Consider the following 8,617-nt stretch of genomic DNA (forward strand, 5'->3'; position numbering starts at 1 on the left):
GACCAAGGCTTTTTTTAACATGTCGAGTTCCTGCGCCAGCCGCTTGTTGGCGGCGCGCAGGGCGCGCACCTCCGGGTCGCGGGCCACTTCCACACTGCCGACCTCGGCCACCACCTGCGCCTGTTGCCAGCGGTAGAGTAGCTTGGGGCTGATGCCTAACTGCCGGGCCGCGGCCTGGGTGCTGCGGCTCTCGCTGGCTAGACGCAGGGCTTCGGCCTTGAACGCCTCGTCGTATTTACGCCGTTTGTCGGGCGACGTCCCGTTGGTTTTTGCTGCCATGACAAAAGAAATATACGTCCTTCTTCTGTCCGTCATTCCTAGACCACCTCAGTTTGAGCATGCGGCGGAAGGGCGGTGTTTCGGGATGGCACAACTCGGGCTAAAAGCAGCAACGCTTCGTTTGGCAAGGTACCGCCTCTTGGCTAGAGATGCCCGTTCAAGTAAACGGTGGTGGCTGTTGCAGAAGTCCGCAGACAGCTCAACATCGGCCTGCGTCCATCTTGATATAGGTGCAAAAGGCCTATTTTAGCGCATTGCGAGCCCGCTTCCTGCTTTAAACCGCCTGTCTACCAAGCCAGATTGGGGTTCTGCAACAGCCACGGCCGTTTTCTGGAGGGTTTCGACGAGTGCCCAAACGGCCCGGAAACGCCGGTTTTCCGGGCCGTTTTTTGATACCGTTTATTGGAGGGGTGGAGAAGCCGATTTTCTACGTGTCCAACTCGAAGTGCCCGTTCACTAGAACGAGCGTTTATGTAACATTCTCCGCTCGTTTGGATACTGTTGGCGAATTCGTTTGGAAGAAGAACCCCGTCTAGTGGTACCCCTGGTACCCCTTATTTTACTTGAGCTTCACTAGCTTCATCAGTAGCAGTCCATTTTGGAGTTACTAGGAAGTGGGTAGATGAATAAGCCATTATAAAGAGCCGAATTACTTTTTAGGGAAATCTTTGTTTCGTTTATTTCGTTTATAGATTTGTAAACGATAACCGATATGACCATGGAAGCCATACTTGAAAAACCCTCCCTTCGGGACCAGAAGGTGGCCCGTGCTTCGCTGTACAACTTCGCCCTCGCTTTTGCGAAAAACGGGCCGGAGCGCGAGGGCGTAAAAATCCGCATTCAGGAGAGCGGAACCGATATTACCGTTCCCCGCAAGGCGCTGGAGCTACTACAGTTCATCCTCTCGAGCATGGCGCAGGGCAAGGCCGTTTCCTTAATTCCCTCCGATTCGGAGGTGACCACCCAGCAGGCAGCCGACATGCTGAACGTTTCCCGGCCCCACCTGGTCAAGCTGCTGGAGCAGGGGGCCCTGCCTCACAAGAAGGTGGGCAGCCACCGGCGGATTCTGCTAGAAGACTTGCTGGCCTACGAGGCGAAGCAAGCGAAAATACGGGAGCACCAGCTGCAGCTGCTGGCCGAGCAGGCGCAGGAATTCAACATGGGCTACGAATGATTCACTCGCCCCGGTTTGTTGCCGTCCTCGACGCCTGCGTCCTCTACCCCGTTCCCATCCGCGACCTGCTGCTGAGCCTGGCCTTTGCTGGGTTATACAAACCCAAGTGGTCGCCGCTGATTCAGGATGAATGGACCCGCAACCTGCTGGCCAACCGCCTCGATATTCCCGCCGAGCAGCTGGAGCGGACCACCAAGATGATGAACACGGCCTTCGACGACGCAAACGTGGAAGGGTACGAGGTCTTTGTTCCCGCGCTGACCCTGCCCGACCCCGACGACCGCCACGTGTTAGCGGTTGCCCTACGGTCCCAGGCCGACGTCATCGTGACCTTGAATCTCAGGCATTTTCCCGCGCCCTATATCCGCACCTTCGATGTGGAGGTGCAGCACCCGGACGACTTCATCTGCAACCTCATTGACCTGAATCCGGCCAAGGCGCTGGAGGCTTTTCTTAAACAAGTAGCCCGGCTGAGAAACCCGCCCATCGCGGCGGCCCAGGTGTTAAGCAACCTGCGGAAATGCAGCTTGCCCGCTTCGGCTGCTCGATTAGATGCGTTGATGACTCCTGCTCTTCCCCCTCACCCCTGACCCATGCAACCCGACCAATTGGCTTTCATGGAGGAGGTGCTGAGCATCGCGGGACCTGTCACGGAGCTAAAGATGTGGTGCACGCAGTGCCTGGCGTGCCGCCTCTCAATACTAAGTGAGTAACCTATTTGTGAAATATGGACCTGCTTCAGGGCTTACGCATCAAAATAGGGGGCACGTTTTCGAAGGCTGATCTTTGCCATTTCAGGCATTGGCAAGCTTCTCATGCTGAATGACTTACTCGCTTCTTTTGCCACCCTGCCCGACCCGCGTTGCGCTGGCCGTACCCGTCATCGCTTGCTCGATCTGTTAGTTATTGGGGTTCTTGTTCCAAACGGGTGGATTTACACGCTAAGCCCTTTATCAAAAAGGGTGGCTCTCAAACACCTGTAAAAAGGGCGATTCCAAGCAATTGAGAGGGTATGCCAAGCTTATCAAAAAGGAAATCCTTTCTGATAGGCAACTCACACCCCCTGTACGACTTGGAATCAGCCTTTCCCGGCCTGTTTTTCGGTCACCCTTTTTGATAATCCGGCTTAGCGTGTAAATCCGCCCTTTTGGAAGAAGAACCCCTTATACCGGACGAAAACACCTACAAGTATCTGAAAATATGTGATTTATGCGCTTAGCGCAATTCTTTGTCTAATTACTAACGCAACCCCAGATCCAATAATCCAAGAGGCTGTGTGTTTTTGGACTGTCTTTCTGAACCTCTTTTTTTGAGCAAATCAGATTATCAGAACACAAATTATATTGGGTCAATAAGTTACGGCCTTCTGGCCCTAATCACAAACTGCTCAGCGTACGTTTAGCCCCCAGCTGCTCTAAGAAGGCCCGCATCGGGTGCGGTAGCCGGCTGGGGTCACCGCTGCGGCCGACGGCCACCCAATATGGCCCGGCTCACGGAGAGCACGAAGCCGGCAGAGAAAGGCGCGGGACGACCAGCACACGGGTGAGAACCCGCCTTGAGGGAATACGGGGGGCGGCGAGGCAAGCACCACGGCCGGGCTTCGGCCGCTTTCAATATCATTATTTTGTTTCTAGTTGTGGAAATAAATTGCAGAAGCTGACGACTCCGCTATGTTTGTTGCCGCCGCACCAGGAACGCGGCTTTTTTTCCTCTTCCTTTCCTCTTTCTCTTTTCTACTGGTGACAACGCTACCCCGCGTCCCCGGATACCTGCTATTGCCCCTGGCTGGAGCAGTACGAGACGTATTAGCCCCCGTTGCGGCGTACCAGCGCCGCGCTAGCCCCACCCGGGCGTGGAAGCCTGGGCGGTGGGCCTGCCCCCGCTAGCGCGCCGCGGAAAGCCCCCCGGTAGGCCCTGCCGGAGGGATGCCGGGAGCAAGACGTGCCGAAGCGCCGGGCTCCAGTTGGACAGGCCCGAGCCCGGACGTAGCCGCACTCAAAGGACCCACAGGGACTTGTTGACGGCTTTCTGATACCCTGATTCACGGGTGCGGGCCAGCGATGTAACTTCTGTACCACCCTTTTAACCAAGGCCAGCTCGTTAACAACCGGCTGGTAAAAGTCGCTCATTCGTCCCTGCTTCATTCCGACCCCGTGGTAACGAGAACCCCAGAAACACGGGGATCGGCTAGGCCGCACCACTGGCGGGCTTAGGCTGCCTTTAATGTCATTATTTTGTTTCTATTTATGGAAATACATTGGAAAAGGTATTAGGCCCCCTACCTTTGCTACCGCCGCGCCAGAAATATTACCCTTCTTTTTCTTTGATGACAACTCTACCACTCGCCCCGGACGACCCGTCCTGGCATCCTCTCCTGGATACCGTACCAATCGCATCAGGCGTCGCCTGCAGCCGTTACACGCGGGCACTCGGCAGCGAGGGCTACACTCGGCAGGAGTTGTTCGGGATGAGCATTGCGGCAGGGGCAAAAAGCGCCTAGATGTGCGTGTAGAGCTGCTGAACCAGTTGTAAGAGGGAGCGCCAGCCGTAAAAGGATTAGCTGTTCGGGGAGAGACGCTCGCTGCTGCCTTTACCGCATGTTTCGCTTTTCCCGCACCGATAGGGTGGCTCGCGCTTCTTCCACGGCTGCCCTCCCACTACCAGTAGGGGGACAGTGCCACCTCGGACTACCTACTATCAGCACTACTTTTTGGGTGGGTTGGGACCGCACATGTTCGCAGAACGAAGCAGCTTGTAACACACCCTAGCTTATAGCCATTACCCGACGGTCCCGCCCCTAACGGTCGGCTACGATCGTGGTCTTCACTGCTGAAAGCCCACTCCCTGACTTATGGGTCGCATGACGCCTAAGCAGCCCCCTATTATTCCTCTACTTGAAGACTTTCTCTACGTTCAGCATTATGTTCTCCAACTTTTTCAAATTTCATCGTCACGGCTTCTTATTACTCGCAAGTCTGCTGGTATTGTGGACAGTTGCGCCAAGTCAGGGCCAAGGGTCGGGCTATAAACCATATAGCGCTAACGCCGAAAACCAGATACCTGTTTCGCCGACGGCTTTTCAATTTACTAAATACACCGATTTGCCCGTTAGTGAGTATACGGGAATTCCCAGCATCAGGGTGCCTCTTTACAACATCAAGGTTGATGGTTGCCAGTTGCCGCTTGAGTTAAGCTACCACGCGAGTGGTATCCGAATCAACCAAGAAGCGAGTTGGGTGGGATTAGGCTGGGACCTGCAATTGGGAAGCATTGTGCAGACTATCAATGATGTAGATGACTTTGCACTGTTCTCGCCAATTACCGCGGGACTGGCTACTAAAAAGATTCTTCCTGACTACTCGAACTCGGGGCCCCTCACGGGGGGCTACCCGTATAGAGAGATTGGTTTTCCTTATTCCGTACCTCGCAAATATAATCCGTATGGCTTCGGTAGGGTTTTGCCCGTGGCCCCCCTGCATGGTTTTATGGTTGCTACCGACTATTACGCTCCGGTAGACCGTGATATTGATACCCCCCGGATAAATTTATTTGACGGAAACGAAGTCGATTCGGAACCAGACGTCTTTAAGGCAAACTTTCTGGGGCACTCGCTGGCGTTTGTTTTAGATTTTTATACCAATGAGATGGTCCCGCTGAATAAAGCCGGGTACAAGGTGACTAAAATCCTGGCAGCTAATAATACGCTGACCGGGTGGCGGATTAAAGTTCCTGCCGGCGAGGAATATTTTTTCGAATTCGTTAACCTCACCGAAGCCGCCTCCAGTGGTCGCAGTATTTATGGCGGCACGGGCAGTGCCTGGCAACCAACCTCGAAAGTATGGTTCCTGACAAAAATAATCACGCGCAATAGATCGGTTATTACCGCTGAGTATGTAAAAAGCCCCCTGAAGAATAACCAGTTTCCGGCCTATTCAGAAAATAAGCAGTGGGTTTCTCCTAACCCCAGCCTGATTCAGCCAGTGGGAGGTAATGTAGGCGGAAGCTATAATTACGATGTAACTGGCTATTATGGCATCCCGTCGGGCACTGCATTTGAGCAACTAAATAAAAAATATTCCTATACCCGAGAATATGCAGTCTCCTTAGCCGCCATCACCTTCCCACAGGGCAATGTAACGTTTAGCTCCTCGCCACGGCGGGATGTGGTGGGGGGAAGTAAACTAGATGCCTTACGCGTCTACAGTGTTGCGGCCAAGCAAGCTACCTGCATTCACGATTTTGCCTTCAGCTACGATTACTTCGATTCGTCTCCCATTGGGGGCAATGCGTACACGTTGGCAGTGGCAGCGAGCCCAACCGATCCGAAGACGGCCTATTTCACTTCGCCAAACAACACGGCTCAACTACGCCTGAAGCTGCTGACCGTCAAGGATAAAACGGACCCGCCCCATCGCTTTACCTACAGCTCGGTGCCCTTGCCGGCAAAAAACTCACTGGCCCAGGACTTTTGGGGGTACTACAATGGCCAGTTGAGTACGACAACCCTGATACCTAACCCCAGCCGATTTCGCCGACCGCGATTAGGTAATACGAACTGTAATACGTCGGCCAACGCGGCCTTCATCACGGCGGGTAGCCTGACGGGCATACAGTTTCCGACGGGTGGCAGCGCAGCCTATGTTTATGAGCTGAATCAGTTTACCAATTACTGGGTTCCGGATTTTGACAGTACGAACAATGTCGTTTCAAAAGGAAATGGCATGCGGGTTAAGCAGGTTCTCTCTTACGATGGACTAGGTCAGGTTGCCTAGGTAAAAAACTATTACTACGCGGGCGGGCGGGCCATTCTGCCCGTTACCATGTTTCGACGTCTGCGGATTAGTATCGTAGATTTTGTCCCGATAGGTCCCATTTTCCAGGGCAGTATTGCTCAGGATTCCCTTACTGAGGCATCAACCAGCGGCAGTTTTACCCCTAATCCCATCGGTTCGATTAGTGGAGTGGGCTATCGAAAGGTAACAACCGAAAATCTGGACACGAATGGCGAGTCCAATGGCAAAACGATTACGTTCTATCATAACAACCCAGATGTTACCGTGAATGCGGCTTTGTTTGGCCGGCAGCTCTCGTGCGTACTGCCCGCGTACAAAGCGTGGGAAAAGCCGGAAAACGGGTCCGTCGACTCCGTTGCGTACTACAGTAAGGCGGGTGGACTGCTACGGTCCAGCCGCAATTTCTACATTGTCAGAAATTCTCCTATCTATTACGGGGCGAGGATTATGGGTTATACCACGCGCACCGTCACAGATGCAACGGCTGGTAACCCTAATTTCTTTCCAAGGCGAATGGCTCAGCATCTCATTGGTTTCTATCCCATTTATGGGTCGGAAACCTTGCTGGCCAAGGTGGTAGAGCGCCACTACGCCGGGCCTCAGCATTGGCGCACAGTTACTGAGAATCGATACGATGCTTACCGGCAGCTGAAGCTACAGGTAAAGCAGCTGTCGCACGCCGGAACGGATTCCGTAACCGAGCGGGTCGCCTACACTTATCCTTACGATAACGTGAGCCCGGCGATGGCCGTGCTGGGGCAAATGGTGAGTGCCAACCAGATTAGCGACATAGCCAGTGTGACGCGCACTGTACGGCGAGTGCCCGGAATGAACAGCGCCTCGTCAACCACTTCAACCAATAGCTACGCCAAGGATTTTGTACAGGTCAATGGCAAATTCCTGGAGAAACGGGTCGCCATAACGGCCGGGACCGGGACGCCGCCGCGCGTCATAGAGTACGACCGCTACGACAAGCAGACCGGTAGTCTGCTAGAGTTTCATAACGATGTGGAGGAACCAACCGCGTTGCTCTGGGATTCAACCGGCAGCGTAATAATCGGTCAAAGCGTTAAGGCGGCCTGGAAACAAACCGCTTATACAAGCTTTGAACCGCTAGCAGCGGGGCGCTGGGCCTACGACTTGAGTAGCGGCCACCGCGTGCCTGGCGGGCGAGCGGGGCGGTGGGCTTACCGGCTTAACAGTACCTGGGGGATTAGCTGTGACTCCGTCACGGCCGGTGAGTATGAGCTGCTGTTCTGGGCACAGGCTACGCAACGCCCCCAAGTTTATCCCACTGCGGCGGTCGTGTCCGAACAACTGGTCGCAACAGCCGCGAATGGATGGAAGCAGTTTCGCCTGCGCCTACGTCTGACCCGCGTAGACCGCCTTACCCTGGACGCTACTTCTATCAATGCGCCCATTCTAGTTGATGATCTGCGCCTGCACCCAGTGGGTGCGCGAATGACCAGCTTTACCCACGACCCCCTGGTGGGCATTACCTCGCAAACAGACCCCTCGGGGCGAACCACCTTTTACGAGTACGACGCCTTGGGACGGCTGCTGCGCGCCCGCGACGAGCAAGGGCGCATTCTCACCCAGCAGCAATATCACTACGCGGGCCAGTAGGGTATGCCCCGGAGGTCGTCCTGCTTCGATCAGCCCAGCAGGTTGTGCTACATAAGGCCAGCGAATTTTTAAACAGCTTCAATTTTAGACTATTGCCCACCTCCCAGGCGGCTCTTTTTCGCCAGGTATTTCTTATTTGTCTTCTCCACTACTATGAAGCTGACTTCTCCGCTTTACCGCCTTCTTACCCTGTTCGGCATCATGCTCGGATTGAGCCACCTGCCTGACACCAGTGGCGCCTGGGCCCAGACCTTGCCCGCGGGGCAGGGCCTGGTGGCCGATACAACCGAGCTGCGCGTGCTGCGCCAGTTCTACACGGCTACCGGCGGCCCGGCCTGGACGAATCGCACCAACTGGCTGACGGGCACCACCCTGGCCGAGGCCGCCACCTGGTACGGGGTCACCGTGGCCGGCGGCGACGTGACGGGGCTCGTGAGCGGACGCAACAACCTGCAAGGCGCCCTCCCCCCCCACCCTGGGCCGCCTGGCCGGCCTGACTCAGCTCGAGCTCTACGGCGCCCCCGGGCTGGTGGGCCCCCTCCCCCGGGAGCTGGGCCAGCTGCGCCAGCTCACCCGCCTGATTGTGGCCCAGACGGGGCTGAGCGGGGCCATTCCCGCCGAGATTGGCCTGCTCACCCGCCTGACCTACCTCTCCTTCTACACCAACCACTTCTCCGGCCCGCTGCCGCCCCAGCTCGGCTGAGGTGGTCTAGGAATGACGGACAGAAGCAGGACGTATATTTCT

6 protein-coding genes are annotated in these 8,617 nt (G+C 55.4%); 5 read left to right on the forward strand and 1 reads right to left on the reverse strand.

Translation table 11 applies throughout. The annotated features are described in order from the left end of the window. Positions 1-279: transposase (locus tag WX88_RS26075; RefSeq protein WP_046247369.1), on the reverse strand; the 279-nt coding region annotated here is incomplete at its 3' end. 718 nt (positions 280-997) lie between these two features. Between WX88_RS26075 and WX88_RS31630 the strand changes: the two genes are divergently transcribed. From WX88_RS31630 to WX88_RS30610, 5 genes are all read left to right on the forward strand, one after another. Beyond that, on the forward strand, positions 998-1,453 hold the full coding sequence (locus WX88_RS31630) for a helix-turn-helix domain-containing protein (protein WP_072053124.1): 456 nt from the start codon (positions 998-1,000) through the stop codon (positions 1,451-1,453). Beyond that, complete coding sequence (locus WX88_RS26085; protein WP_046247370.1) at positions 1,450-2,043, forward strand: PIN domain-containing protein; 594 nt, start codon at positions 1,450-1,452, stop codon at positions 2,041-2,043. The genes WX88_RS31630 and WX88_RS26085 overlap by 4 nt, the downstream gene beginning before the upstream one ends. Positions 2,044-4,347: 2,304 nt before the next feature. Then, entirely contained in the window at positions 4,348-6,225 is a 1,878-nt protein-coding gene (locus tag WX88_RS26090) for a hypothetical protein (RefSeq protein ID WP_156176463.1), read from the forward strand. Positions 6,226-6,273: 48 nt separating this feature from the next. Then, positions 6,274-7,872 (forward strand): RHS repeat protein, encoded by a 1,599-nt coding sequence (locus tag WX88_RS26095; RefSeq protein ID WP_082116321.1) that lies wholly within the window; start codon positions 6,274-6,276, stop codon positions 7,870-7,872. Positions 7,873-8,401: 529 nt separating this feature from the next. Continuing rightward, entirely contained in the window at positions 8,402-8,575 is a 174-nt protein-coding gene (locus WX88_RS30610; protein ID WP_156176464.1) for a hypothetical protein, read from the forward strand. Positions 8,576-8,617 lie beyond the last annotated feature (42 nt).

Source organism: Hymenobacter terrenus, from assembly GCF_000972495.1.
GTDB classification, from domain to species: Bacteria; Bacteroidota; Bacteroidia; order Cytophagales; family Hymenobacteraceae; genus Hymenobacter; species Hymenobacter terrenus.

Excerpts from the sequence above, each read along its gene's own strand:
- WX88_RS31630 (WP_072053124.1), top strand. The coding sequence starts at position 998 with ATGGAAGCCATACTTGAAAAACCCTCCCTTCGGGACCAGAAGGTGGCC.
- WX88_RS26085 (WP_046247370.1), top strand. The coding sequence starts at position 1,450 with ATGATTCACTCGCCCCGGTTTGTTGCCGTCCTCGACGCCTGCGTCCTC.
- WX88_RS26095 (WP_082116321.1), top strand. The coding sequence starts at position 6,274 with ATGTTTCGACGTCTGCGGATTAGTATCGTAGATTTTGTCCCGATAGGT.